This is a genomic window from Bradyrhizobium sp. 31Argb, from assembly GCF_043638955.1.
Lineage (GTDB): Bacteria > Pseudomonadota > Alphaproteobacteria > Rhizobiales > Xanthobacteraceae > Bradyrhizobium.
Window position 1 is genome coordinate 1 of record NZ_JBEGDB010000685.1, and the last position, 653, is coordinate 653.

The following is a 653-nucleotide window of genomic DNA, read 5'->3' on the forward strand; positions in this document are numbered from 1 at the left end:
GCGAAACTACTTCGCCGTCGTCGCCATTGCCGCCACTCTGCTCTGGATAAGGTAACTGTCCACACGGCCTAGCCGACGATCTCGTTGCCCGAGAAGAACTGCGCGATCTCGATCACGGCCGTCTCCGGGGCATCGGATCCATGCACGGAATTCTCGCCGATCGATTTCGCATGGAGCTTGCGGATCGTTCCTTCGGCGGCCTTGGACGGGTCGGTGGCGCCCATCACGTCGCGATATTTGGCGATCGCCCCCTCGCCTTCCAGCACCTGGACCACGACCGGGCCGGAGGTCATGAACTCGACCAGCTCGCCGAAGAACGGGCGCGCCTTGTGGACGGCATAGAAGGTCTCGGCCTGCCCGCGGGTCATGCGAATCCGCTTCTGGGCCACGATCCGGAGCCCGGCCTTCTCGATCAGTGCGTTGACCGCGCCGGTCAGGTTACGCTCCGTCGCGTCGGGCTTGATGATCGAGAAAGTGCGTTCAATCGCCATGATATCGTCCTTGCAAACGCTGGTTAACGAGTTGCGGGGCTTATATCGGCGTGATCCCGCAACGGCAAGCGACCCGGTGTCGCCCTGGCCTTAGGCCGTGTGGACAGTTACCTTATCCAGAGCAGAGTGGCGGCAATGGCGACGACGGCGAAGTAGTTTCGC

Annotated in this window: 1 protein-coding gene; it reads right to left on the reverse strand. The window is 62.3% G+C overall.

The genetic code is table 11. From position 1 onward, the window contains the following. Positions 1-68: 68 nt before the first annotated feature. Complete coding sequence (gene ndk, locus AAFX91_RS42270; RefSeq protein WP_130581400.1) at positions 69-491, reverse strand: nucleoside-diphosphate kinase; 423 nt, start codon at positions 489-491, stop codon at positions 69-71. Positions 492-653 lie beyond the last annotated feature (162 nt).

Excerpts from the sequence above, each read along its gene's own strand:
- ndk (WP_130581400.1), bottom strand. The coding sequence starts at position 491 with ATGGCGATTGAACGCACTTTCTCGATCATCAAGCCCGACGCGACGGAG.